The 24,216-nt window shown below is 60.3% G+C and carries 22 protein-coding genes; 13 read left to right on the top strand and 9 right to left on the bottom strand.

What is annotated here, in order from left to right; all coding sequences use genetic code 11:
- Window positions 1–17 precede the first annotated feature (17 nt).
- The gene (locus JL2886_RS00740; protein WP_065270265.1) at window positions 18–632 is read right to left on the bottom strand and encodes an invasion associated locus B family protein; all 615 of its coding nucleotides are present in this window, start codon (window positions 630–632) and stop codon (window positions 18–20) included.
- A gap of 544 nt (window positions 633–1,176) precedes the next feature.
- Between JL2886_RS00740 and JL2886_RS00745 the strand changes: the two genes are divergently transcribed.
- A complete protein-coding gene (locus JL2886_RS00745; RefSeq protein ID WP_065270266.1) occupies window positions 1,177–2,724 on the top strand; it encodes a helicase HerA-like domain-containing protein in 1,548 nt (515 codons plus the stop codon).
- 81 nt (window positions 2,725–2,805) lie between these two features.
- Here the strand turns inward: JL2886_RS00745 and JL2886_RS00750 are convergent, their stop codons facing one another.
- From JL2886_RS00750 to JL2886_RS00775, 6 genes are all read right to left on the bottom strand, one after another.
- Window positions 2,806–4,131: a branched-chain amino acid ABC transporter permease gene (locus JL2886_RS00750; protein WP_065270267.1), complete on the bottom strand. Its 1,326-nt coding sequence runs from the start codon at window positions 4,129–4,131 to the stop codon at window positions 2,806–2,808.
- The gene (locus tag JL2886_RS00755; RefSeq protein WP_065270268.1) at window positions 4,128–5,138 is read right to left on the bottom strand and encodes a branched-chain amino acid ABC transporter permease; all 1,011 of its coding nucleotides are present in this window, start codon (window positions 5,136–5,138) and stop codon (window positions 4,128–4,130) included. The genes JL2886_RS00750 and JL2886_RS00755 overlap by 4 nt, the downstream gene beginning before the upstream one ends.
- A gap of 3 nt (window positions 5,139–5,141) precedes the next feature.
- Window positions 5,142–5,975, bottom strand: a complete 834-nt coding sequence (locus JL2886_RS00760; protein WP_082995958.1) for an ABC transporter ATP-binding protein — start codon at window positions 5,973–5,975, stop codon at window positions 5,142–5,144.
- The gene (locus JL2886_RS00765) at window positions 5,972–6,760 is read right to left on the bottom strand and encodes an ABC transporter ATP-binding protein (RefSeq protein ID WP_065270269.1); all 789 of its coding nucleotides are present in this window, start codon (window positions 6,758–6,760) and stop codon (window positions 5,972–5,974) included. The genes JL2886_RS00760 and JL2886_RS00765 overlap by 4 nt, the downstream gene beginning before the upstream one ends.
- A 101-nt stretch (window positions 6,761–6,861) precedes the next feature.
- Window positions 6,862–8,055 (bottom strand): ABC transporter substrate-binding protein, encoded by a 1,194-nt coding sequence (locus JL2886_RS00770; RefSeq protein WP_065270270.1) that lies wholly within the window; start codon window positions 8,053–8,055, stop codon window positions 6,862–6,864.
- Between the two features lie 290 nt (window positions 8,056–8,345).
- Window positions 8,346–9,353: a GlxA family transcriptional regulator gene (locus tag JL2886_RS00775; RefSeq protein WP_065270271.1), complete on the bottom strand. Its 1,008-nt coding sequence runs from the start codon at window positions 9,351–9,353 to the stop codon at window positions 8,346–8,348.
- A 184-nt stretch (window positions 9,354–9,537) separates the two neighbouring features.
- Between JL2886_RS00775 and JL2886_RS00780 the strand changes: the two genes are divergently transcribed.
- A complete protein-coding gene (locus JL2886_RS00780; protein WP_065270272.1) occupies window positions 9,538–10,920 on the top strand; it encodes a class II 3-deoxy-7-phosphoheptulonate synthase in 1,383 nt (460 codons plus the stop codon).
- 222 nt (window positions 10,921–11,142) lie between these two features.
- Here JL2886_RS00780 and JL2886_RS00785 read toward each other — a convergent pair whose 3' ends face one another.
- Window positions 11,143–11,970 (bottom strand): PAS domain-containing protein, encoded by an 828-nt coding sequence (locus tag JL2886_RS00785; RefSeq protein ID WP_065270273.1) that lies wholly within the window; start codon window positions 11,968–11,970, stop codon window positions 11,143–11,145.
- Between the two features lie 266 nt (window positions 11,971–12,236).
- Between JL2886_RS00785 and JL2886_RS00790 the strand changes: the two genes are divergently transcribed.
- The 11 genes from JL2886_RS00790 (at window position 12,237) to phoB (ending at window position 23,097) form a co-directional block, all read left to right on the top strand.
- Window positions 12,237–13,133: a YicC/YloC family endoribonuclease gene (locus JL2886_RS00790; RefSeq protein WP_065270274.1), complete on the top strand. Its 897-nt coding sequence runs from the start codon at window positions 12,237–12,239 to the stop codon at window positions 13,131–13,133.
- Window positions 13,134–13,164: 31 nt separating this feature from the next.
- Window positions 13,165–13,806, top strand: a complete 642-nt coding sequence (gene gmk, locus JL2886_RS00795; RefSeq protein WP_065270275.1) for a guanylate kinase — start codon at window positions 13,165–13,167, stop codon at window positions 13,804–13,806.
- On the top strand, window positions 13,803–14,327 hold the full coding sequence (locus tag JL2886_RS00800; protein ID WP_065270276.1) for a gamma carbonic anhydrase family protein: 525 nt from the start codon (window positions 13,803–13,805) through the stop codon (window positions 14,325–14,327). Before gmk ends, JL2886_RS00800 begins: the two co-directional genes overlap by 4 nt.
- Window positions 14,328–15,512 (top strand): trans-sulfuration enzyme family protein, encoded by a 1,185-nt coding sequence (locus JL2886_RS00805; RefSeq protein ID WP_065270277.1) that lies wholly within the window; start codon window positions 14,328–14,330, stop codon window positions 15,510–15,512.
- 62 nt (window positions 15,513–15,574) lie between these two features.
- Window positions 15,575–16,615, top strand: a complete 1,041-nt coding sequence (locus JL2886_RS00810) for an ATP-binding protein (protein WP_065270278.1) — start codon at window positions 15,575–15,577, stop codon at window positions 16,613–16,615.
- A 247-nt stretch (window positions 16,616–16,862) separates the two neighbouring features.
- Window positions 16,863–17,918 (top strand): substrate-binding domain-containing protein, encoded by a 1,056-nt coding sequence (locus JL2886_RS00815; protein ID WP_065273457.1) that lies wholly within the window; start codon window positions 16,863–16,865, stop codon window positions 17,916–17,918.
- A gap of 103 nt (window positions 17,919–18,021) precedes the next feature.
- On the top strand, window positions 18,022–19,500 hold the full coding sequence (pstC, locus tag JL2886_RS00820) for a phosphate ABC transporter permease subunit PstC (protein WP_065270279.1): 1,479 nt from the start codon (window positions 18,022–18,024) through the stop codon (window positions 19,498–19,500).
- Window positions 19,500–20,864: a phosphate ABC transporter permease PstA gene (pstA, locus tag JL2886_RS00825; protein ID WP_065270280.1), complete on the top strand. Its 1,365-nt coding sequence runs from the start codon at window positions 19,500–19,502 to the stop codon at window positions 20,862–20,864. Before pstC ends, pstA begins: the two co-directional genes overlap by 1 nt.
- A gap of 11 nt (window positions 20,865–20,875) precedes the next feature.
- Complete coding sequence (gene pstB, locus JL2886_RS00830; RefSeq protein ID WP_065270281.1) at window positions 20,876–21,670, top strand: phosphate ABC transporter ATP-binding protein PstB; 795 nt, start codon at window positions 20,876–20,878, stop codon at window positions 21,668–21,670.
- 23 nt (window positions 21,671–21,693) lie between these two features.
- Window positions 21,694–22,404 carry a phosphate signaling complex protein PhoU gene (phoU, locus tag JL2886_RS00835; protein WP_065270282.1) on the top strand — a complete coding sequence of 237 codons (711 nt, stop codon included), beginning with the start codon at window positions 21,694–21,696 and terminating at the stop codon, window positions 22,402–22,404.
- Between the two features lie 3 nt (window positions 22,405–22,407).
- Complete coding sequence (gene phoB, locus JL2886_RS00840) at window positions 22,408–23,097, top strand: phosphate regulon transcriptional regulator PhoB (RefSeq protein WP_065270283.1); 690 nt, start codon at window positions 22,408–22,410, stop codon at window positions 23,095–23,097.
- A gap of 128 nt (window positions 23,098–23,225) precedes the next feature.
- Here the strand turns inward: phoB and JL2886_RS00845 are convergent, their stop codons facing one another.
- Window positions 23,226–24,137: a LysR family transcriptional regulator gene (locus JL2886_RS00845; RefSeq protein WP_065270284.1), complete on the bottom strand. Its 912-nt coding sequence runs from the start codon at window positions 24,135–24,137 to the stop codon at window positions 23,226–23,228.
- Window positions 24,138–24,216 lie beyond the last annotated feature (79 nt).

Raw genomic sequence — 24,216 nt, forward strand, 5'->3', positions numbered from 1 at the left:
GAGCGTGAGTTCTCATCTTATTGGGAGACCACGTCGACGACATTGTAGCCGGCGGTGAACCCTTTCAGCGACATTTTCAGTTCGATCAGCTGATCCGGCGCCGGGGCAGGGCGCAGGGACAGGGTGGCTTCGGTACCCTTCTTGAATGCATCGATGTCGCCTTGGGTAAAGCCGATCTGCGCCACGCAGCCCAGTGGGTTGCAGAAGGAATAGTTGTAGCGCTTGCTCGGGGCGCCATCGACCGAAATGGTCAGGGCCGCAGGCAGCAGCGTTTCCAGCGGTACGATTACGGTTGCTCCAGCAACAGCCTGTCCGCCTGTCTGATCGATGCGGAACAGCGAAACCTCGGCCATCGGGTTGCCATCAGGCGCAGTCAGGATCTGCAACAGCGAACAGGGGTCGGTTTCTGTTTCGGTCTTGATGCAAGCCAGATCCCAGTCGCCGTGGGTTTCTTTTGCATAGCGATCCCCAATCGCCGGAGTGCCGTCATCGACGGGCTGCCCCAGGTCCAGCATTTGATCCGCAGAGGGAGCAACAGCCTCGCCACCCGAATTCTGCGTTTCCTGCGCATGCAAAGGCGCAGTTGTTGCGATCATCGCGGCCAGGGCGATCGGTGTCAGGGACTTGATCATGAGTGCCTCTTTTATGTCAGGACGTCCGATACGGGATCTAGCACGATGCACATGTGGTGTCAGGTCATTATCGGCCTATCGGCGGGGAAATGCACGGCAGGATGATCAGAGCGAAGATTTTGGAAACAAAGAAAAAAGGGAACCTAACGGGTTCCCTTTTGTTTTTTTCTCCCCGTCGGACTGGCCGACTTAGTTATTGGTAGGGACGTTACGAAAGCCCCGGCCTGTGGTCAACATGGAATGACAAAAAAATTACAGCAAGGTACCCCTGAAAGGGGTTTGACCGATTTACGAACTTTTAACCATGATTTTGAGGGTATCCATCACCTGTCGGTGCACAAAAAAAGGCCGTGCTCGGTGGCACGGCCAGTCTGACAGGGAGGAAATGACCGCCCTCACATCCGTATTTGCGTGGGCGGGCAGTTCTAAGTATTCAGTATAAAGGTTAATTAACTGTGTGGGCGTTCGGATGACGATCAGCGGGGCCGGAACATCGGGGTTCGCAGCCACCGCATCCTCGAACGCAGGCGAGTAGGAAACAGGCATGAGCGACAAGATCTTCCTGGGCGGCGGCGGCGAGGGTTATGGCATCCCGCAGGAGATGGCCCTGAAATACGCCAACCGACACGGGCTGATCGCGGGCGCCACTGGCACTGGCAAGACCGTGACGCTGCAGATCCTGGCCGAGAGTTTTTCCAACGCAGGCGTTCCCGTCATCCTTGCGGATGTCAAAGGCGACCTTTCGGGCCTCGCCAATAGCGGAACGGTGAGCCACAAACTGCACGAGGCCTTTACCAGCCGGGCGCAGACCATCGGATTTGACACCTATCACTATCACGCCTGCCCGGTGACCTTCTGGGACCTTTATGGCCAGCAGGGCCACCCGGTCCGCACCACGGTCGCCGAAATGGGACCCTTGCTGCTATCGCGCCTGCTGGAGCTCAGCGAAGCACAGGAAGGTATCCTGAACATCGCCTTTCGTCTGGCGGATGAAGAAGGCCTGCCGCTGCTGGATCTGAAGGACCTTCAGGCGCTGCTGGTCTGGACGGGGGAGAACCGGGCCGATCTGTCCTTGCGCTATGGCAATGTCTCGACCGCCTCAATCGGCGCCATTCAGCGGCGATTGCTGGTACTGGAAAATCAGGGCGGTGGGCAGTTCTTTGGCGAACCGGCGCTGGAGCTCTCGGACCTGATGCGCTGTGATGCAGAGGGGCGCGGCATGATCAATATTCTGGCCGCGGACAAGCTGATGGCTGCTCCGGGGCTTTATGCCACTTTCCTGTTGTGGCTGCTGAGCGAACTCTTCGAGGAGCTGCCCGAGGTGGGCGATCCCGACAAACCACGGCTGGTGTTCTTCTTTGATGAGGCGCACCTGCTGTTCGACGATGCCCCCAAGGCGCTGATCGACAAGGTAGAGCAGGTGGCGCGCCTCATCCGGTCCAAGGGCGTCGGGATCTATTTCATCACCCAGAACCCGGCGGATGTGCCCGAGGATATCCTTGGTCAGCTCGGTAACCGGATCCAGCACGCCCTGCGCGCCTTTACCGCGCGGGATCGCAAGAACCTGAAACTGGCGGCTGAAACCTACCGGGAAAACCCGCGCTTTTCGACCGAGGATGCAATTCGCGAGGTCGGCGTCGGGGAGGCGGTGACATCCATGCTGCAAAAGAAGGGCGTGCCCGGCGTGGTGGAACGCACCCTGATCCGGCCGCCCTCGTCCCAACTGGGACCAATCACCGATGAGGAGCGCAAGGCCGCCCTGCAAGCGTCGGGAATGGCCGGGAAATACGACCAGACGCTGGATCGGCATTCAGCCTATGAAATCCTGGCGCAGCGGGCATCTCAGGCCGCCACCGAAGCCGAGGTGGCCGAGGAGCAGGCCGAAGCGGCGCCAGAGCCGATGGCGCGCGAGTTCAACGCCGCGCGGCGCTATTCGGGCAGCCGCGTCAGCCGATCAACCTCGCGTAGCTATGGCAGGCCCAAGGATACCTTTGGTTCGGCCCTCTCCGAAGCAGTGATCAAAGAGTTGAAAGGTACCACCGGCCGCCGCATCGTGCGCGGGATCCTGGGCGGGCTGTTCAAAGGACGCTAATCCAGCTGGTGCGCCAGAAGAGACTTTTCCAATTGAAGACGCCGCCCCGGATCTTCGGGGCGGCGCTTTTTGTTTTCAGGCTTATTTCTCAGGTATCAATCCGCGTGGACTGAACCTCAGCACCAGCAGCAGGATCAACCCCATGGTGAAGAGCCGCATGTGCGATGCGCTTTCCATCAGGTGGTCCTTCAGCCAGCTACCATCCGCCATACCGGCGGTGACCAGCTTGATCAGCTCGATACCCATCGGCTCAACCTTGATCCAGAAGAACCAGATCAGCATACCGCCCAGCACGGCGCCAAAGTTGTTGCCGGAGCCGCCAACGATCACCATCACCCAGATCAGGAAGGTAAAGCGCAGCGGGTTATAGGTGCCTGGCGTAAGCTGACTGTCGAGCGTCGTCATCATCGCGCCGGCGATGCCGCAGATGGCCGAGCCAAGTACAAAGATCTGCAAGTGTCGGCGGGTGACGTCCTTGCCCATCGCTTCGGCTGCGACCTCATTGTCACGGATCGCCCGCATCATTCGGCCCCACGGGCTTTTGAGCGCCATCTGCGCCATCCACAATAGCACCAGCAGCACCACGGCAAAGAGTACGGAATACCCCAGCTTCACGAAGATCGTGGACCCTTCGACGGCATCCATTCCCCAGCTTGCCGCCCGTTCTACAAAGGCGGGATCGTTCTGCAGATCCACTTCATAAGGCACCGGACGGGGCAGGCCGACGACGTTCTTGACGCCGCGCGACAGCCAGTCTTCGTTCTTCAGGACCGCGATGATGATTTCCGCAATGCCAAGCGTGGCAATCGCCAGATAGTCAGAGCGCAGACCCAGGGCCGTCTTACCAATCAGCCAGGCCGCCCCGGCGGCCAGCAGGCCACCGGCAGGCCAGGCCAGCAGCACCGGCAGGCCAAGACCACCGATATTGCCTTCCAGCGCGGGGTTGATCGCCTCGACCGCCTCGACCGAGGGGTCAAACAGCGCGCGGTAGACGAAGAATCCGACGATCAGCACTGCCAGCAGGGTCAGGGTGCGGGCGATGCCCGGCGCCATGAACCGGTAGACGGCAACCGCGCCGACGACTGTCAGCGCGCCCATCACCAGCGCCATCAGGATGCCCATGCCACCAGCGGTGAAGGCACCCGGTGTGGGCGCGGTAGAGACCAGCACCACAGCCAGACCACCAAGCGCGGTAAAGCCCATGATGCCGACGTTGAAGAGACCGGCAAAACCCCATTGCAGGTTCACGCCCAGCGCCATGATGGCCGAGATCAGCCCCATGTTGAGGATCACAAGGGCAGAGTTCCACGAGCCGGAGAAGACGTTGAGGAAGGTGGTAGAGCCTTCCAGCAGGATCAGAACGCCGACAAAGACGAACAGCAGCGTGTGTTTCACTGTATCGCTCATACCGATTTTCCTTTGAAGATGCCCGTGGGTTTGAACAACAGGACGATGATCAGGATCGCGAAGGAAACCGCGAATTTGTAATCCGTGCTGAGAAGCTGCATCAGCCCGTCAGGCGCCATGCTTTCCGGCAGCACGTAGGTTGCGACCTTCTTCCATGCATAGGTGATCGTCACCTCGGAGAAGGCGATGATGAACCCACCCGCGATGGCACCGATCGGGCTGCCCAGACCACCGACGATGGCAGAGGCAAAGATCGGCAGCAGCAATTGGAAATAGGTGAAGGGTTTGAATGACTTATCAAGGCCATAAAGAACCCCGGCAATGGTCGCGAGCGTTGCCACGATCAGCCAAGTGTACATCACCACCCGCTCCGGGTTGATGCCCGACAGCAGCGCCAGATCCTCGTTATCGGAATAGGCGCGCATGCTTTTGCCGGTTCGTGTCTTGTTGAGGAACCAGAACAGCAGCGCCACGACGATCACGGCGGTGATCACGGTGATGCCTTGGCTGGTCTTGATGGCGAGTCCCTCGTCTAGACCGGTCATCTTCTTAAAGGCACGTGCCTTGATGATGAAACGCTCCCCATCGGCGAACCGCTGGTCGCCGGGGCCGATGATGAAGCGGACGATGCCGTTCATCATGAACATGACACCAAGCGAGACCATGACGAAGACCACGGGTTTCGCCTTCTGCTCCCGATAGAAGCGATAGACGGTACGGTCAGTGACCAGCATCAGCCCCATGGTCAGCACGATGCCAAAGGGCAGCGCGAGCAGGGCAGTGGGCAGCGGGCCAAAGCTGATGCCCATCGACTGGAACCACCAGGTGAACAGGATCGTCACCATGGTGCCGAATGCCATGGTATCGCCATGTGCAAAGTTCGAGAACCGCAGGACGGAGTAAACCAGCGTCACCCCCAGCGCGCCAATGGCGAGCTGGCTGCCATAGGCGATGGCGGGCACGCCAACGAAGTTCGTGAATGCCACAAGGGCGTTGAGAAGTTCCATGCCTCAGCCCCCCAGGAAAGATTTGCGCACTTCGGGGTCGGCCAGCAGTTCCTGACCGGTGCCCGTATAGGCGTTGCGGCCCTGGACCAGGACATAACCTTTGTCCGCGATCTCAAGGGCTTGTTTGGCGTTCTGTTCCACCATCAGGATCGGCAACCCGGTGCGGGCAACCTCGATGATGCGGTCGAACAGCTCGTCCATGACGATGGGCGACACGCCAGCGGTGGGCTCGTCCAGCATCAGAACCTTGGGCTGCGTCATCAGCGCGCGGCCTACGGCCACCTGCTGACGCTGACCGCCCGACAATTCGCCCGCAGGCTGGTTGCGTTTTTCCTTCAGGATCGGGAAGAGGTGATAGACCTGCTCCATTGTGTCACTGAAATCATCGGTACGGATGAAGGCGCCCATTTCCAGGTTTTCCTCCACCGTCATCGAGGTGAAGATATTGCTGGTCTGGGGCACGAACCCCATCCCCTTGACCACGCGGTCCTGCGGCGAGAGCTGGGTGATATCCTCACCATCCAGACGCACCGCGCCAGAACGCACGTTCAGCATGCCGAACACGGCCTTCATCGCGGTGGATTTGCCGGCGCCATTGGGGCCAACGATGACGGCGATCTCGCCCGGGTTCACGGCGATGGTGCAGTCATGCAGGATGTCCGGTCCCTTGCCGTATCCGCCGGTCATGCAATCGCCGATCAGGAAGGGGCTGTCGCCCTCAACCTTGGTGGTGGGGCCGCTCTTGCGGTGGGCAGGCTGCATCGTGCCCGCGCCATGAGTGTTGGTGATCGTGGAATCCTTGTTGCCACGATCGTCCTGATACGGGTTGCCGCTCATGCGTCTGCCCCTATTTTGTCTTTGTTTTTCAGACCGGTGCCCAGGTAAGCTTCGATCACCTGTTCGTTGGCCTTGATCTCGTCCAACGTACCTTCGGCAAGTTTCTTGCCCTCGGCCATGCAGATCACCGGATCGCAGAGGCGGCCGATGAACTCCATGTCGTGTTCGATCACGACGAAGGTATAGCCGCGTTCCTCATTCAGGCGCTTGATCGCATCGGCGATGGTGTAAAGCAGGGTCCGGTTCACGCCGGCGCCGACCTCGTCGAGGAAGACGATCTTGGCGTCCACCATCATGGTGCGGCCCAGTTCCAGCAGCTTCTTCTGCCCGCCGGAGACCTCGCCCGCCTTTAGATCGGCGATATGGCTGATCGTCAGAAACTCCAACACCTCGTCCGCCTTTGCACGCAGGGCGCGTTCCTCGTTGGCGATGCGCTTGCGGCCAAACCAGGTGTTCCACAGGCTCTCACCCGACTGGCTGCCCGGGACCATCATAAGGTTCTCGCGGCAGGTCATCGAGGAAAACTCATGCGCGATCTGGAAAGTGCGCAGCAATCCCTTATGGAACAGCTCATGTGGGGGCAGGCCGGTGATGTCCTCACCATCCATGGTGACCCGCCCGGAGGTAGGTTCAAGAACGCCCGCAATCACGTTGAAAAGAGTGGTTTTTCCCGCGCCATTTGGCCCGATCAAACCGGTTATGGAGCCCTTTGCGATTTCAAGCGAAGCGCCATCAACCGCGTGGAACCCGCCGAAGTGCTTGTGCAAGTCCTCGACGACGATCATGTCATTTCATCCCCTAACTGCTTGTTTTTTTGCAGTCTTTAAATTTGGAACAGCCCGGACGATGCCGGGCTGATCTCTCGTTTGCGTTATCCTGTTCAGGATTAACGGAATTTCACGGTGGTGTTTGCACCGTCCTTGACTTCGATCTCACGGTAGGAGCCTGCGCTCTCACCGGGGCCGATCAGCTCAACGCCGGTCGCACCCTGGAAGTCGACGTCGCCGCCAGCGGCCAGGATTTCCAGCGCCTTGCCCAGTTCACCGGGGTTGATCGGCTCACCGGGAGCGTTCGCAACTTCCATGATCTTGGGACCGTATTCCGCCGGATCGGTGGAGCCTGCAGCCTGCATGGCCAGCAGGAACAGCGCCGCTGCGTCATAGGATTCCGGTGCATAGGCCGATGTGCCGTCAAAGCCTTCCGCCTTGGCCATTTCGGCAAAGACTTCCGCGCCTTTGGAGTCGGAACCGGCGATCTGGCCAAAGGAGCCATCAAGGTCGGAACCCACGTTCTTGGGCAGGCTGTCACCGATCATGCCACCGGGCAGACCGAAGGTGTCATAGGCGCCGCTGTCCAGCGCCGACTGGATGATGCCCAGGCCGCCTTGGTCCAGATACCCGGCAACCACCAGGATGTCGCCGCCGGCAGAAGCCAGCGAGGCAACCTCGGCGGAATAGTCGCCTTTGCCGTCTTCGTGGGCTGCCACGATGGTGACTTCACCGCCGACCTTTTCAAACGAGGTCTTGATCGCGTCCGCCAGACCCTTGCCGTAGTCGTTGTTGGTATAGGTCAGGGCGATCGAGCTGATGTCACGCTCCTGCAGGATCTCGGCCATCACTTCGCCTTCACGGGCGTCGGAGGGCGAGGTGCGGAAGAACAGGTCGTTGTCTTCCATGGTGGTCAGCCCGGGCGAGGTCGCCGAAGGGGAGATCATCACCATGCCGTTCGGAATCGCAACGTTCTGCAGGATCGCGCCGGTCACGCCCGAGCAGTCACCGCCGATGATGCCGTTGACGCCTTCAGCGACCAGTTTTTCACCGTTGGCAACAGCCAGACCGTTGTCGATGCAGCCGGTATCTGCGCGTACAGAGGTCACCGAAGCGCCGTCCAGCAGTTTGCCGGATGCGGTGGCTTCTGCCATTGCCATTTCGGCGCCGGCACCCATGGCTGCGGTCAGCGATTCAATCGGGCCGGTAAAGCCAAGCAGAACGCCCAGTTTCACTTCCTTGGCGTGGCCACCAGCAAATGCGGTGCCCGCGGTCAGTGCAACGGCCGTTGTGGCCAGCAGTAGTTTTTTCATTTGAAAACTCCCTTGTTGGAACAAATCTGTTCACATTGGACCCTAGGCAAGGCGTTTGAAAAAAGAAAGTCCATTTGGACCTCGCTTCGCACTCGGCTTGCTTTGGGGCCGATTCCTCCATCATCAGGCACGGTTTTTATCTATAAACCCGACTGGGACGTGCCTTTACAGCGTTCCTCCGTAAAGGAAAAGAACACAATCACGCGACTGCGTCGCCAAAATTGGCCGCCAAATGCTCTCCGTGAGAGTGATCCGGGATCGGCCGATCAGGGCCACGTGCAACGACGCACTCAGCGCGGGGCGGCCTGTGTCGATTTACTGCCGCGTTCACGATAAGGTGTGGTGTCATAATGCGCTCGGTAGCATTTCGAAAAATGCGAAGGTGAGGCAAAGCCACAAGCCAGCGCCACGTTGATGACACTCATGTCGGTCTGCATCAGCAGATTACGCGCCTTCTGCAGACGGAGCTCCATATAATACCGCTTGGGGCTGCGGTTCAGATAGCGGCGAAACAGGCGCTCCAGCTGGCGCGTCGACATGCCGACATCCTGCGCCAGGATCGATGGGCTGATCGGCTCTTCGATATTGCTTTCCATCATCTGGATGACCATCGACAGTTTCGGATGGCGCACGCCGATCCGGGTCGGGATCGAAAGGCGCTGGGTGTCCTGATCGGTCCGGATCGACGAATAGATCAGCTGATCGGCCACCGCATTGGCCAGTTCTTCACCGTGGTCATTGGCAATGAGTTTCAGCATCAAATCAATCGAAGAGGTCCCGCCAGCCGTAGACAGCCGGTTCCCATCGATGACGAACACCGACTTTGTCAGCTCAACCTCTTCAAACTCCTCGGAAAAACTATCCGCATTTTCCCAGTGAATGGTTGCGCGTTTTCCGTCCAGAAGCCCGGCCTTGGCCAGTGCGTAGGATGCTGTACACAGCCCTCCCACCTTCAATCCCTTGCGGGCCTCGCGCCGCAGCCAGGACAGCAGCTTCTTGCTTGTGGCGCCCTGAACATCGATCCCAGCGCACAAAAGGATGGTGTCATCGCGCTGCAGTTCGCTGAGGTCACCATCAAGCTGAAAGGTGGTTCCGGCTGAGCAGGTAACCGTCTCTCCGCCTTCTGCGAGCAGCGACCATGAATAAAGCTCGCGCCCACTCATCCGATTGGCAATGCGCAAACATTCAACGGCTGAGGCAAAGGAAAGCATGGAGAACCGTTCGAGCAATACAAAAACGAACCGTTTGGTCGGACCGACGGATTCGGAAAGTTCAACTCGTTTGCGTTGGTTCTGCATGGTGCGGGCCCCTGACTGTTGTGGATAATGCGCAGAGAGTCGGGCTCGTTCTGGCTGTCTTTGACCGTGCTCACAGGAATGCCGCCGGGTCAAGATGTTCAAATTCTGAACTGGCCAGTGGCCACGGGGTTTTGTATACGTGGGGCCCGAAAATACCCAAAGACCTCTTGAGCGGAGAAAAGCTATGAGTGAGTGGCAAAAATCGACCTGGCGCCAGAAACCGCGGGTTCAGATGCCCGACTATACCGACGCGGCGGCCCTTGCGGCCGTCGAGGCGCAGCTTTCCAAGTATCCGCCGCTGGTTTTTGCGGGCGAAGCACGGCGTCTGAAACAGCACCTGGCAGCCGCCGGTCGCGGCGAGGCCTTCCTGCTTCAGGGTGGCGATTGCGCCGAAAGCTTTGAACAGTTCAGCGCCGATGCAATCCGCGACACCTTCAAGGTGATGCTGCAAATGGCGATGGTTCTGACCTACGGCGCCAAAGTGCCGGTGGTGAAGGTGGGCCGGATGGCCGGGCAATTCGCCAAACCGCGCAGTGCCCCGACCGAAGTGGTGGATGGTGTTGAGCTGCCCAGCTACCGCGGTGATATCATCAACGATCTGGCCTTCAACGAGTCCTCGCGGGTGCCAGATCCGAACCGGATGCTGCAGGCCTATACTCAGGCGGCCGCGACTCTGAACCTGCTGCGGGCGTTTTCGACCGGCGGCTACGCGGATGTGAATCAGGTCCACGCCTGGACGCTCGGTTTTACCGAAAGCGAGAAGGCAGAGACCTATCGCGAGATGGCGAACCGGATCACCGACACGCTGGACTTCATGAAAGCAGCCGGGGTCAACAACGACACCGCGCATACGCTGCAGACGGTTGAGTTCTACACCAGCCACGAAGGTCTGCTGCTGGAATATGAAGAGGCGCTGACCCGTCTTGATTCGACCTCCGGCAAATGGCTGGCCGGTTCCGGCCACATGATCTGGATCGGTGACCGCACCCGCCAGCCCGACGGCGCGCATGTGGAGTTCTGCCGCGGTGTTCTGAACCCGATCGGATTGAAGTGCGGCCCGACCACCACCGCCGACGACCTCAAGGAGTTGATGGCCAAGCTGAATCCCGAGAACGAAGAGGGCCGTCTGACGCTGATCGCCCGCTTCGGCGCCGGGAAGGCTGCGGATCATCTGCCGCGCCTTATCAAAGCGGTGAAGGAAGAGGGCGCCAATGTCACATGGGTCTGCGACCCGATGCATGGCAATACCATCAAGTCCACCAGCGGTTACAAGACCCGGCCCTTTGACAGCGTTCTGCGCGAGGTGCGCGATTTCTTCGCAGTTCACACCAGCGAGGGCACCATTCCCGGCGGCGTGCATTTCGAGATGACCGGTCAGGATGTCACCGAATGCACCGGCGGCGTACGGGCTGTCACCGATGAGAACCTCAGCGACCGCTACCATACGGCCTGTGATCCGCGCCTTAACGCTAGCCAATCGCTGGAACTGGCGTTCCTGGTGGCTGAAGAGCTGTCCACCCTGCGCGGTCAACGCGGTGGCGCCGCTGCGACAGCCGAGGCTGGCTGAAGCTAGGGGTGCTTACCTTAGGGACTGCGCCTAGGGGGCTGATAACAAAAGAAAAGCCGCTCCATTCGGGGCGGCTTTTTGCTGTGAGCGGCATAGCGGACTTGAAAACGGTGAAGCTTGACAGAAAAGGGAACGCCCCGGGAGTTCTTCCGCGGGGCGTATTTTCCGGTGCTATGACCTTGGACCGGAATCTCGGCCGGAGTGCTCCGGCTATGTCTGTGCTTAGTCGCGGCTGACCACCAGGCGCAGATGTGATCCACGTTTGGGCGCCTTTTGGCTGGCACCGCCGTCTGCGGTTTCACCCGGTTTTTCTGCATCCGGCGTGGACTTCAGGGTGCCGCGGTCGGCAAGGGCGCGCGCCTCGTCCAGAATGGACTTTTCGGTCGTGAACCGCTCCTGTGTTTCTGCAAAGCCGGGGTTCGGCGTATTGATATCTTGCTTCTCTTCGCGCGGCTTGGCCTTGAATTCGCCATCGGTGCTGCCCTGAGAGATGGTCCGCATCTCGATCGAGGACACCGTGAACCGCTGCGATGTTCCCGTCGGGTTGCCTTCCGAGACGAAAACGCCAAGCGCACGGCTGACATCGCCAAGATCACTGCGCAGCGGCAGCAGCAACATCCGTGCCTCACGTCGTCCCCGCAGACGCGAGGGTTCGGTTTGCAGCTCCAGCTCAACGATAGCGGGGGCTTCGAACATGTGCTCCAATGCGGCGCTCAGCTGTTTGCGGGCATCGGGGGTGAAGAACGCCGTGATCGGCATTCCACGCACTTCCATGCCAGCCATTTCGTTGACCTTCTGACCCGCAAGGCGGAACCGGGCGATCCCGGGAGCCACACGTTCAAGAATGAAGGTCTGGGACAGGATGTTTTCCAGGCCACGCGGGTCAATCTGCGAGCGGCTGGGAATATCGTCGCCCCGACGCAGGGCTGTCCAGTAGGCTTCTGCCTGGCGCATCGCCGACACGGGCGTGTGGCTGCGGAAGTTGTCCATCGGAACCACCTTGTCGTGACCCTTGTTCTGTCCAGAGCTTTTGCGACCGCCGAAAAACATGTCCGTGTCCTTTTGCTTGCCGGGAGAATCCCGACTGTCTGCGGCGGCAGGTTAAGCTTTCTTAAGACTGCTTAACAATATCCGCCCAAATCCTTACTGCTTCATTAATATGGCACAATATGATTCAAATTATGACTATTTCTTCAAGCAATGGTTAACGGGATCCGGATAGGCCTTCTATACCAAAGAATAAGGCCCGCATCCGTTGTGCTTATCGGCGCCTTTGTGGCAATGTCGCGCGCAGAAAACGACGAAGGGCTGAGTGTATGACTGTGAACAGCATGACAGGATTCGCATCCGCGCAAGGGGGCCTTGATGCGCATAGCTGGGGCTGGGAAATCCGGTCGGTCAACGCCAAGGGGCTGGACCTGCGCCTGCGCATTCCTGATTGGCTGGAAGGTCTGGAACCCTTTGTCAGATCAACACTTTCCAAATCTCTATCGCGCGGGAATATCTCGCTGACCCTGCGTTTGACGCGCCGGGAAGAGGGGGGCGGACCACTGCAACTGAACCCGGCGGCACTGACGTCGGTGTTGGAGGCACTGGCGCAGACCGAAGCAGCCGCGCAGGCGGCGGGAGTGGATCTGAAACCATCGTCGGCATCGGACATTCTAGCCCTGCGCGGGGTGATGGAACACGCGGTAACAGAGGACGACCCGGCGCCGCTGGTGGCCGCGCTGAAGGACGAATTCTTAACCCTTTTGGCGGGCCTCACCGAAATGCGGCGGACCGAAGGCGCCCAATTGCTTAATGTATTGAAGCGTCAACTGGACCAAGTGGAGGCCCTCAGCGCTTCGGCGGCGGCTCTGGCAGAAGAGCGCAAGCCCAGAATCGCGGAAACTCTTAAGACCAATCTTGAACGGGTTCTGGCGAATTCCGATGGCATGGACCCCGACCGTCTGGCGCAGGAACTAGCGCTGATCGCGGTCAAGGCAGACGTGACCGAGGAAATCGACCGTCTTGCTGCCCATGTGCGTGCGGCGCGTGAGCTGTTAGAGGCCGGTGGCCCGATAGGGCGCAAGCTGGATTTCCTGATGCAGGAGTTCAACCGCGAGGCCAATACCCTGTGCTCCAAGGCGCAAAGCAGCGATCTGACCGCTGTCGGGCTTGAGCTGAAGGCGATAATAGATCAGATGCGCGAGCAAGTGCAGAACATCGAATGACCCAGACCATAGAATTTGAGGAGAGCAGCTGATGGCTGATCGGCGAGGCCTATTGATCATCCTGTCGTCGCCATCCGGCGCAGGCAAATCCACTTTGGCGAAACGGCTGCGGAGCTGGGACGACAGCATCCGGTTCTCGGTCTCTGCCACCACCCGTGCCCCGCGCGAGGGCGAGGTCGACGGTCAGGATTACCACTTCAGCACGGTGGATGAATTCAAAGCCGCCGTCACCGAAGGCGAGATGCTGGAACACGCGCATGTCTTCGGCAACTTCTACGGCTCTCCCAAGGGGCCGGTGCGGGCGGCGATCAACGCGGGTCAGGATGTGCTGTTTGACATCGACTGGCAGGGTGCGCAGCAGATCCGCAATTCGGACCTTGGCCAGCACACGCTGTCGATCTTTCTCTTGCCGCCCTCGATCCACGAGCTGCGCCGCCGACTGGAAAGCCGCGGTCAGGACGATGCCGACACCATCAAGCGGCGGATGGAGAAAAGCTGGGACGAAATCAGCCACTGGGGCAGCTATGACCATGTGCTGATCAACGACGATCTGGACACCACCGAGCAAGCGCTGCGCACCATCATTACCGCGACTCGTCTGCGCCGGATTCAGCAACCGCATCTGGTGGATCACGTGCGCGGTCTGCAAGCAGAGTTTGAGGAAATGTCATGACCCTTTACGCCCTTGGAGCAGACAAGCCCGAGATCCACGAAGATACCTGGGTTGCCCCCGATGCCAACCTGGTCGGCAAGGTGGTGATGGAGGCCGGATCTTCGGTCTGGTTCGGCTGCACCATCCGCGCCGACCACGAAGAGATCCGCATCGGCGAAGGATCAAATGTGCAGGAGAACGTCGTCATGCATATTGACGCTGGGTTCCCATTGAGCATCGGCAAGAATTGCACCATCGGTCACAAGGTAATGCTGCATGGCTGCACCATCGGCGAAAACTCCCTGATCGGGATGGGCGCGACCGTGTTGAACGGCGCCAAGATCGGCAAGAACTGCCTGATCGGGGCAGGTGCGCTGATCACCGAGAACAAGGAAATTCCCGATGGCTCCCTGGTCATGGGCGCTCCGGGCAAGGTTGTGCGTCAGGTAGATGAGGCAACAATCGAAAAGCTGAAGTGGAGCGCGCTCCATTACCAGGACAACATGCGCCGCTTTCGTGAAGAACTGCAAAAGGTCGACTAAATGAGAAATTCCAAAGGCTCGCTGATGCGGCCCGATCCGCTTCCCCATAGTGCCAGCCATCCGGTCGTGACGCCGCTCAGCCCCTCGGTGGTTTACGCCAGCGAAACCCCTGATGCGCTGGATGACCAGTATGAAGGCCGCGTGCACGGCTATACCTATTCCCGTGAAGGACATCCGAACGCGGATGTGGTGGCCAAACGTCTGGATGCGATGGAAGGCATGTCGGGCGGGGTTGTCACCGGTTCGGGCATGGCAGCGGTTTCTGCGGTTCTGCTGGGGCTGACAAAGACCGGCGATCACGTGATCGGCGGCAACCAGCTTTATGGCCGCTCGCTGCGCCTGATGAAGGAAGACCTGCCGCGTCTGGGGATCGAAACCAGCCTTGCCGATCCGGCGGATATTGCGGCCGTGCGTGCTGCGATCCGTCCGGAAACCAAGATGATCCTGGTCGAAACCGTGTCGAACCCGACGCTGGCGGTCGCGGATATCGACGGGCTGTCCGCCCTGTGCAAGGAAACCGGGATTCTGCTGGTGGTGGACAATACCTTTACCACGCCGCGCGGGTTTCAGCCGTTCGACCACGGCGCTGATATCGTCATCCATTCGATCACCAAACTGCTGGCGGGCCATTCGGATGTGATGCTGGGCTATGTGGTGGCACGCGATCCGGCGCTGAATGAACGGCTCAGCGTGTTTTCCGTCACCACCGGCATGACTCCCAGCCCGTTTGATTGCTGGCTGGCCGAGCGCGGCATGCTGTCCTTTGAGCTGCGGTTCGAGCGCAGCCAGGCCACGGCGGCGGCGCTGGCCGATCATCTGGCCGGGATGCCGGGTGTTAAGCGCGTGATCTACCCGACGCGTAAGGATCACCCGGATCATGACCGCGCCATGGATCTGCTTAAGGGGCAGGGCTGCAATATGGTCAGCTTTGAACTCGAAGGCGGCCGGGCCGCGGCCAACGCATTTACCCGCGCGGCGGACGGGCTGAACTTTGCCCCGACGCTGGGTGATGTGGGCACCACACTGTCGCATCCGGCCTCCTCGTCGCACCGGGCCCTGACGCCAGAAGAACGCGCGGGCCTCGGCCTCAGCGAAGGGTTCTTCCGGGTGTCGGTTGGTCTGGAGGATCCGGCGGCGCTGCTGGCGGTGTTCTCCGAGGCGGTCGCGGCGGCAGCGGCGTCATAATAAAACCGTTACATTGGAAAGGTACACGGGCCGAACCGCCATCCAAAAGGGGCCAAAGTGCCATGACGCAAGAGCTGATCGAAGGGTTTCTCGAAGCCATCCCGCTGCCTGCGGTGCTGGTAGATCAGACCGAACGCTTCATCGGTGCCAATGCGGCCGGTACCACCCTTTTGGGGCAGCAACTGAAGGGGCGGCACTTCGCCACCATCCTGCGCCAGCCCGGCGTCACCGCTGCAATCGAAGCCTGTCTGCAGGACAAATCTGCGCGCACCGCCCGACATCTGTCCAATGACGGCGCGCAGGACACCACATTCGAGGTGAGCCTGCGCTACGTCCCCGGCATCGGCGCCGTCAATGGCGGCGCCGTACTGTTGTGTTTCACCGACGTGACCGAGCGCGAACAGGCTGGCCAGATGCGCCGCGATTTCGTCGCCAACGTCAGCCATGAATTACGCACGCCGTTGACCGCGCTGATGGGGTTTATCGAAACCCTGCGCGGCGCCGCCCGCGACGATCCGGCGGCCCGTGATCGCTTCCTCGCGATCATGGAAGGGGAAGCCAGCCGGATGAACCGTCTGGTCGGCGATCTTCTGTCCCTTAACCGCGTCGAGAGCGCGGAGCGGGTGCGGCCAAAAGAAAAACTGGACCTTACGGCGCATCTGACATCCACCCTGAAATCCATGCAGCCGCTGGCTGAGGCCGGCAATGTCGCCCTGTCGCTTGAGGCGCCCGACGAGCCGGTGCATGTCACCGGCGATTCCGATCAGCTGCAACAGGTCTTCACCAACCTGATTGAAAACGCCATCAAATACGGTGGCGATCAGGTGCGCGTGGTGCTGACGCCGATGGAGCGGGATCCGGCCCTGCGCGCCCCGGCGGCCCGCATCCAGGTGATCGACAATGGTCCGGGTATCGATCCGGTGCATCTGCCACGCCTGACCGAGCGTTTCTACCGCGCCGACAGCCATCGCTCGCGGGAGCTGGGCGGTACCGGTCTGGGTCTGGCAATCGTCAAACACATCATCAACCGGCACCGGGGCCGACTGAGGGTCGAAAGCGATCTTGGGGCAGGGGCATCCTTTACAGTGATCCTGCCGCAGTAACCTTTCTGCGCCACTATCCGCTTCCGAAAAACGAAGGGTATGAACGCCTCCTTGCGGATTGCACAGGGGGCGTATGGGCGCCGTGAACCAGTAGGATAAGGTTTTTGTCACAATTTCCGTCACAATCCGGCGATTGTCATATGCCTGTTACATACCTGTCACAAAAGCCACATGACCGCCCTTTAGCAGGAGGCCAAGATCATCGTGGGGGTGATCGTGAACCTTCTAACACCTCATGGAGACTGAAATGTCCTTTGTGAAACTTTCCGCATCCGCCCTGGCAATCGCTGCCGTTTCGGCCACCGCTGCCGCCGCACGTGATCAGGTGCAGGTTGCCGGCTCCTCGACCGTGCTGCCCTATGCCTCGATCGTTGCCGAAGCCTTTGGCGAAAACTTCGACTTCCCGACACCGGTTGTTGAATCCGGCGGTTCTTCGGCCGGTCTCAAGCGTTTCTGCGAAGGTGTTGGCGAAAACACCATCGACGTTGCAAACGCATCGCGCAAAATCAAAGACAAAGAAATCAAGGCCTGTGCCGAAGCTGGTGTCACCGACATCATCGAAGTGCGTATCGGTTATGACGGCATCGTCTTTGCCTCTGACATCAACGGCAACGGTTTCGAATTCACCCCGACCGACTGGTACCTGGCTCTGTCCGACGAAATCATGGTCGACGGCAAAATGGTTGCCAACCCGAACAAAACCTGGGCCGACGTGAACCCGGCCTTCCCGGCGCAGCCGATCCAGGCCTTCATCCCCGGCACCAAGCACGGCACCCGTGAAGTCTTCGAAGACAAGGTGATCCTGGCAGGCTGCGAAGCCACCGGCGCATTCGAGCACATCTTGGTCGGCGCCGAAGGCGACAGCGACAAAGCCAAGAAGAAAGCAGCCGAGAAAGCCTGTATCTCCCTGCGCACCGATGGCGTCTCCGTGGACATCGACGGTGACTACACCGAGACTCTGGCCCGCATCGAGAGCAACAAAGACGGTATCGGCGTCTTTGGTCTGGCCTTCTACGAGAACAACACCGACAAACTGCAGGTCGCAACCATGTCCGGTATCGTTCCCTCGACCGAAAGCATCGCAACCGGCGAATACCCGGTCTCGCGCCCGCTGTTCTTCTACGTGAAGAAAGCCCACATCGGCGTGATCCCCGGCCTGAAAGAATATGCTGAATTCTTCATCGCAGACGAAGTTGCAGGCCCCGACGGCCCGCTGGCCGAATACGGTCTGGTTGCAGACCCGGAACTGGCGAAAACCCAGGAAGCGGTTGCAAACGAAGACGTAATGGGCGGAAACTCCTAATCATTCCCCCGCTGATCTGATTTGGCCGGGGGACGTTCCCCCGGCCATTTCTCTGTCCAATCGGACACCCTGAATTTTAATCCGCCACCAAACGGAGCCTTTGATGCCGACGTTCTGGCTTGTTGTTCTACTCTGTGTCATCGCGGCCGCCGGATATGTTCTGGGCCGTCGCCGCGCGCTTGCTTCGGCCGGTGGTGACCCGCGCCTGCTGCATTCCCTGCCGAGCTACTACGGCTCTCATGTGGGGTTGAGCGCACTGATCCCCTCTTTGGCGGCTCTGGTGATCTGGCTATTGGCGCAGCCGATGCTGATCGAAAACCGGGTGTCCTCCATGATCCCTGCGGATCTGGTGCCGGAAAATGCTTCGCTCAGCCTCGTGATGAGTGATGTGCGCCGGGTGGCCGAAGGGCTGGATCTGGCGGTTGAGCAGGGCGCGCTGAGCGCCCGTGAAGTGCGCGAATTTGACAGCGAGACCGGCGACCTGAGGGGCATTCTGGGGGAGGTTGGCGTCGCGCTTGGCGCTGATGTGCGTCCCGAAGTTCTGGACGCCGCGCGCGCCTACCGGGGGCTGTCGCACACAGGCCGCACGGCAATGACCGTCGCGGTCCTCCTGCTGGCGCTTGGCGGCTTTGGGCTGGCATATCGCAAGTCGGACAAGGATTTCCGCGCCCGCAACGTGGTGGAGCGGGTTGTCATGGCGCTGCTGATCCTGGCAGCCTCTCTGGCGATCCTGACCACGATCGGCATCGTTCTGTCGATGCTGTTTGAAACCAAGAATTTCTTTGGGCTGCATTCCTGGACCGATTTCTTCTTTGGGACCACCTGGGCGCCGAATTTTCGCGGTGACAGCGAATTGTCGATCCTGCCGCTTCTGTGGGGCACGCTTTACATTTCTTTCATCGCGCTGCTGGTGGCAGTGCCGGTGGGGTTGTTCGCAGCGATCTACCTGTCGGAATACGCCGGCCCAGCAGTGCGCGCCTTTGCCAAGCCGCTCCTGGAGATCCTCGCAGGTATCCCGACCATTGTTTATGGTCTCTTCGCCCTGTTGACTGTCGGCCCCTTGCTGGTGCGCTTCTTCGGTCAGGGCGAAAACGGCGTGCTGGGTGTCGAATGGATGAGCGGTGCCACCTCGGTTCTGACGGCTGGGTTGGTCATGGGCATCATGCTGATCCCCTTTGTCTCGTCACTGTCCGATGACATCATCAACGCGGTGCCGCAATCGATGCGCGATGGCTCGCTTGGCCTTGGCGCCACCAAATCTGAAACCGTGCGCCAGGTGGTTCTGCCGGCCGCATTGCCGGGCATCGTCGGCGCCGTGCTGCTGGCGGCCTCGCGCGCGATCGGAGAAACCATGATCGTGGTCATGGGGGCAGGGGCGATTGCCAAATTCTCGCTCAACCCGCTGGAATCAATGACCACCATCACCACCCGCATCGTCAGCCAGCTGACCGGCGACACCGATTTCGCTAGCCCGGAAACGCTGGTCGCCTTCGCTCTGGGCCTGACCCTCTTTGTTCTGACGCTGGGGCTCAATGTTCTGGCCCTTTATATCGTGCGCAAATACCGGGAGCAGTACGACTAATGACCGATATCAGTCACACCTCCGGCGGCTCTGGCGGGCCGCAGGCGACCAAGGGCGGATCGCTCCTGTCGCAAAGCCCCCGCACCCGCAAACGCAACGCCGCTGAGACCCGGTTCAAGGCCTATGGCATTGCGGCCATCCTTGTGGGCCTGATGATGCTGGCCGTCCTGGTCACCACCATCGTGGGCCGCGGCGCGGGCGCCTTTCAGCAGACCTTTGTCACGCTGAACGTGGAACTGTTGGAAAGCAAACTCGACAAGAAGGGCAACCGCAATATCGAGGACATCAAGAAGGTCACCACCTTTGGCTATGCCCCGCTGGTCAAGGGCGCGATGCAGGACATGATCGACGCGCGCGGCATCGAAACCGGGCTCAAGTCCAAGGACATGGCCGGCCTTCTGTCTAAGAACGCCGTCGCCCAGCTGCGGGCCTTTGTGATCGAAAACCCCGATCAGATCGGACAGACGGTCGAGTTCCGCTTCCTCGCGCAAAGCCGCGTTGATGGTTACCTAAAAGGGCGCGTCAGCCGTGACAGTATTGAGAACGACAAGAACATCTCGGCTGTGCAGCTGGATCTGGTCGATGCGCTGGTCGCCGAAGGCGTGATCAAGAAGACCTTCAACATCGATTTCATCATCGGGGCGGATGCCTCGGACCAACGCCCGGAGGCCGCCGGCATCGGCGTGTCGATGATGGGCTCCCTGTTCATGATGCTGGTGGTGCTGGCGCTGGCGCTGCCCATTGGGGTTGCCGCCTCGATCTACCTTGAGGAATTCGCACCCAAGAACTGGCTGACCGATGTGATCGAGGTGAATATCTCGAACCTCGCCGCTGTGCCGTCCATTGTGTTCGGTATCCTGGGCCTCGCGGTGTTCATCAACTACATGCACCTGCCGATGTCGGCGCCGCTGGTGGGTGGTTTGGTGCTGACGCTGATGACCCTGCCAACCATCATCATCTCGACCCGCGCGGCGTTGAAGGCGGTGCCGCCGTCGATCCGCGATGCGGCGCTGGGTGTGGGCGCTTCGAAAATGCAGGCAGTGTTCCACCACGTGCTGCCGCTGGCCGCGCCCGGCATCCTGACCGGCACCATCATCGGCCTGGCGCAGGCACTGGGTGAAACCGCGCCGCTCTTGCTGATCGGCATGGTGGGCTTCATTGCCTCCAACGCGCCGGAAACCCTGGCCGATGGTCTGCTGGCGCCGAACTCGGCCATGCCCGCGCAGATCTATGAATGGGCCAAACGCGCCGACCCGGCCTTTTACGAGAGGGCCTGGGGCGGCATCATTATCCTTTTGGTTTTCCTCGTAACCATGAATACGGTGGCCGTGATCCTGCGCCGCCGCTTTGAACGCCGCTGGTAGGGGGCACCGATATGAACGACATGAGTAGACTGGATAAGACTGTGACCAACACGATCAAAATCTCGGCCAGCGACGTCAACGTCTATTACGGCGACACCCACGCGATCAAAGACGTCAATGTCGAGATCGAAGACAATACCGTGACCGCCTTTATCGGTCCTTCGGGCTGTGGCAAGTCGACCTTCCTGCGTTGCCTGAACCGGATGAATGACACCATCGACATCTGCCGCGTCACCGGCAAGATCCTGCTGGACGGCGAAGACATCTATGACAAGCGGGTCGATCCGGTGCAGCTGCGCGCCAAGGTTGGCATGGTTTTCCAGAAACCGAACCCCTTCCCGAAATCGATCTATGACAACGTGGCCTATGGCCCGCGCATTCACGGGCTGGCCCGAAGCAAGGCCGAACTGGATGAGATCGTCGAAAAATCCCTGCGCCGCGGCGCCATATGGGATGAGGTGAAGGACCGCCTGCACGCGCCGGGCACCGGCCTGTCCGGTGGTCAGCAGCAGCGCTTGTGCATCGCCCGCGCCGTGGCGACCGAACCTGAAGTCCTGCTGATGGACGAGCCCTGTTCGGCGCTGGACCCGATCGCGACCGCCCAGGTCGAAGAGCTGATCGACGAGCTGCGCGCGAGCTATTCGGTGGTGATCGTCACCCACTCGATGCAGCAAGCGGCCCGCGTCAGCCAGAAAACCGCCTTCTTCCACCTCGGTAACCTGGTTGAGTTCGGCAACACCGGTCAGATCTTCACCAACCCCGAAGATCCGCGGACCGAAAGCTACATTACCGGCCGTATCGGCTGATCCCTCATTGCAAGGACTGAGACATGGAAGAGCAACATATCGCATCCGCATTTGACCGGGATCTGGAGGCGATCCAGGCCCGGATCATGAAAATGGGCGGGCTGGTCGAAGCCGCCATCATGGAATCTGCGCGCGCGCTGGAAACCCGCGACGAGGAACTGGCCCAGAAGGTGCGCGCCGACGACAAGGCCATCGATGGGCTTGAAGAGCTGATCAACGAGGAAGCTGCTCGGGTGATCGCCATCCGCGCCCCGGCTGCGGTGGATCTGCGCGTGGTGCTGTCGGTGATGAAAATCGCCGGCAATCTGGAACGCATCGGTGATTACGCCAAGAATATCGCCAAACGCACCGGGGTCCTGATCCAGGGCCATGATGCGCTGGACAGCGCCGCCGCCCTGCGCCGGATGGCGCGTGAGGTTGAACTGATGCTGAAGGATGCGCTGGACGCCTATATCCAGCGCGATGTCGAACTGGCGGGCGATGTGATCACCCGCGACCGCGACGTCGACCAGATGTATAATGCGCTATTCCGCGAATTCCTGACCCATATGATGGAAGATCCGCGCAACATCACGCCCTGTATGCATCTGCATTTCATCGCCAAGAACATCGAACGCATGGGCGATCACGTGACATCGATCTGCGAAGAGCTGATCTACTTGGTTACCGGCAGCCGTCCCGAGGACGACCGGCCCAAGGCCGATACCACCTCAACCACTCCGCAGGAGGTCTAAGACATGGCTGCCGATCAGCCCACTGTTCTGGTCGTCGAGGACGAATTGGCCCAACGTGAAGTGCTGGCCTACAACCTCGAAGCAGACGGGTTCCGTGTGATCCGCGCCGAAAACGGCGAAGAGGCGCTGCTTTTGGTCGAGGAGGACACGCCGGACATCATCGTTCTGGACTGGATGATGCCGAACCTCAGCGGAATCGAAGTCTGCCGCCGCCTGAAGACGCGGCCCGAGACCCGCGGCATTCCGATCATCATGCTCTCGGCCCGCTCCGAAGAGGTGGACAAGGTGCGCGGTCTGGAAACCGGCGCTGACGATTACGTGGTGAAACCCTATTCGGTGATCGAGCTGATGGCGCGGGTGCGGACCCAGTTGCGCCGGGTGCGTCCGTCCACCGTTGGCGTGCGGCTGGAGTTTGACGACATCATTCTGGATGCGGAGACCCACAAGGTCAGCCGTTCGGACCAGCCCCTGAAACTGGGGCCGACCGAATTCCGCCTGCTGTCGACCTTCATGGAAAAGCCGGGCCGGGTCTGGAGTCGGGAACAGCTGCTGGACAGAGTCTGGGGCCGCGACATCTACGTCGACACCCGCACCGTGGATGTCCATATCGGGCGACTGCGCAAGGCGCTGACCCAGCATGGCGGCGACGATCCTGTGCGCACGGTGCGCGGCGCGGGCTACGCGCTCGGCTAATTTTTCCCAATTTGCGTGCTCCGCTTGGTCCCATGGATTGGGCCACAGCGGCGCACGCAGGGTGCACGATTGGTGTGCGGTGGGGTACGGACGCCCCCCCTTTGTTTTGCCTAGTGGTTGGGCGTGGTTCAACGCGGCAGCGGATCTTCGGGCTGCGCCTTGGTGGCCAGCCAGTCGCGGAATTTGCGCAGCGCGGGCGCGTTGGATTTGCTGGTCGGCCAGACCAGATAATAGGCGCCGCGCGTTTCTGTCGGGGCAGGGTGCAGCGCCACCAACCGCCCGGTCGCCAGGTCTTGCTCCACCAGATAATCCGGCATCAAGGCGACCCCCAACCCGTGCATTGCGGCCTGAGTAATGGTTGCAAATTGATCATACATGGTACCACTAACGGTCTCTGGTGCCTCCACGCCTTGTGCGGCAAACCAATCCGACCAGGCCTCGGGGCGGGTCTGAATATGCAAGAGTGGAAGGTTCAGAATGTCCTTGGGGCCGCGCAAGGCCGTGCCGACCACCAGATCCGGCGCGCAGACCGGTAAAAGCTGTTCATGTTTCAACAACAGGGCGTCGGTGCCCGGCCATTCTGCGCGGCCAAAATGGATCGCCGCATCAAAGGGTTCGCTGGCAAAGCTGAAAGGTTCCAGCCGCGTCGTCATATTGATGGTGACATCCGGATGCAGCCGGGCAAATTCCGGTAGGCGCGGCATCAGCCAGCGCATGCCAAAGGCCGGAAGGATCGCGAGATTCAGCGTTCCAGCCAGGGGCGCAGTCTGAAGGCGCAGCGTCGACTGGGCGATCTGGTTCAGCGCAGCGCGGATTTCCGATGCGTATTCCTGCGCCTCGGGTGACAGTGTCAGTTTTTTCTTGTCCCGATGCACCAGGTCCAACCCAAGCTGCCGTTCGAGCGCCTGCAGTTGGCGGCTCACCGCGCCCTGCGTAAGCGACAATTCGGCCGCCGCCGCCGATGCACTGCCCAAACGATCCAGTGCCTCCAGCGCGCGCAGGGCAGAAATGGACGGGAGAAAACGACGTGGTGCACTCATGTATGTTGTTTACTCATATATGCTTGCAAAAGTCTCGCTGTTTTTTTCCTTAACCCACCGTTAGGGTCGCCGCAGGTTT

Source organism: Phaeobacter gallaeciensis, from assembly GCF_001678945.1.
GTDB classification, from domain to species: Bacteria; Pseudomonadota; Alphaproteobacteria; order Rhodobacterales; family Rhodobacteraceae; genus Phycobacter; species Phycobacter gallaeciensis_A.

Coding starts and splice junctions, on each gene's coding strand:
- JL2886_RS00740 (WP_065270265.1), bottom strand. CDS start 632: ATGATCAAGTCCCTGACACCGATCGCCCTGGCCGCGATGATCGCAACA.
- JL2886_RS00745 (WP_065270266.1), top strand. CDS start 1,177: ATGAGCGACAAGATCTTCCTGGGCGGCGGCGGCGAGGGTTATGGCATC.
- JL2886_RS00750 (WP_065270267.1), bottom strand. CDS start 4,131: ATGAGCGATACAGTGAAACACACGCTGCTGTTCGTCTTTGTCGGCGTT.
- JL2886_RS00755 (WP_065270268.1), bottom strand. CDS start 5,138: ATGGAACTTCTCAACGCCCTTGTGGCATTCACGAACTTCGTTGGCGTG.
- JL2886_RS00760 (WP_082995958.1), bottom strand. CDS start 5,975: ATGAGCGGCAACCCGTATCAGGACGATCGTGGCAACAAGGATTCCACG.
- JL2886_RS00765 (WP_065270269.1), bottom strand. CDS start 6,760: ATGATCGTCGTCGAGGACTTGCACAAGCACTTCGGCGGGTTCCACGCG.
- JL2886_RS00770 (WP_065270270.1), bottom strand. CDS start 8,055: ATGAAAAAACTACTGCTGGCCACAACGGCCGTTGCACTGACCGCGGGC.
- JL2886_RS00775 (WP_065270271.1), bottom strand. CDS start 9,353: ATGCAGAACCAACGCAAACGAGTTGAACTTTCCGAATCCGTCGGTCCG.
- JL2886_RS00780 (WP_065270272.1), top strand. CDS start 9,538: ATGAGTGAGTGGCAAAAATCGACCTGGCGCCAGAAACCGCGGGTTCAG.
- JL2886_RS00785 (WP_065270273.1), bottom strand. CDS start 11,970: ATGTTTTTCGGCGGTCGCAAAAGCTCTGGACAGAACAAGGGTCACGAC.
- JL2886_RS00790 (WP_065270274.1), top strand. CDS start 12,237: ATGACTGTGAACAGCATGACAGGATTCGCATCCGCGCAAGGGGGCCTT.
- gmk (WP_065270275.1), top strand. CDS start 13,165: ATGGCTGATCGGCGAGGCCTATTGATCATCCTGTCGTCGCCATCCGGC.
- JL2886_RS00800 (WP_065270276.1), top strand. CDS start 13,803: ATGACCCTTTACGCCCTTGGAGCAGACAAGCCCGAGATCCACGAAGAT.
- JL2886_RS00805 (WP_065270277.1), top strand. CDS start 14,328: ATGAGAAATTCCAAAGGCTCGCTGATGCGGCCCGATCCGCTTCCCCAT.
- JL2886_RS00810 (WP_065270278.1), top strand. CDS start 15,575: ATGACGCAAGAGCTGATCGAAGGGTTTCTCGAAGCCATCCCGCTGCCT.
- JL2886_RS00815 (WP_065273457.1), top strand. CDS start 16,863: ATGTCCTTTGTGAAACTTTCCGCATCCGCCCTGGCAATCGCTGCCGTT.
- pstC (WP_065270279.1), top strand. CDS start 18,022: ATGCCGACGTTCTGGCTTGTTGTTCTACTCTGTGTCATCGCGGCCGCC.
- pstA (WP_065270280.1), top strand. CDS start 19,500: ATGACCGATATCAGTCACACCTCCGGCGGCTCTGGCGGGCCGCAGGCG.
- pstB (WP_065270281.1), top strand. CDS start 20,876: ATGAACGACATGAGTAGACTGGATAAGACTGTGACCAACACGATCAAA.
- phoU (WP_065270282.1), top strand. CDS start 21,694: ATGGAAGAGCAACATATCGCATCCGCATTTGACCGGGATCTGGAGGCG.
- phoB (WP_065270283.1), top strand. CDS start 22,408: ATGGCTGCCGATCAGCCCACTGTTCTGGTCGTCGAGGACGAATTGGCC.
- JL2886_RS00845 (WP_065270284.1), bottom strand. CDS start 24,137: ATGAGTGCACCACGTCGTTTTCTCCCGTCCATTTCTGCCCTGCGCGCG.